This is a genomic window from Bacillus sp. N13C7 (assembly GCF_026790065.1).
GTDB lineage: Bacteria > Bacillota > Bacilli > Bacillales > Bacillaceae > Bacillus.
On sequence record NZ_JALAMO010000032.1, the window covers coordinates 1 to 218 of the forward strand.

At 39.0% G+C, this 218-nt stretch carries 1 pseudogene; it reads right to left on the reverse strand.

From position 1 onward, the window contains the following. Positions 1-31: 31 nt before the first annotated feature. Positions 32-218: pseudogene (locus tag MOB98_RS20600) on the reverse strand (hypothetical protein); the annotation flags it as partial.

Genomic DNA, 218 nt, shown 5'->3' on the forward strand with positions numbered 1-218 from the left:
GAATGTTCATCTCTTTCATCAGTGCACAGCTTCAAATCGTGCTGTCTTCAAAATCCGTCCTCCCCATGCAGATTTGGATAACCTTTTTTAGGTATTCGACATGTGCCTTTAAATAATCTCGTTCTTCCTCAACACTTTTAAATGTTTTCTTAGGGCGTCCAATAAAAGGATTTTCTGACTTTGTCTCTTTGCCCCTTTGATCATCTAAAGACTTGCCT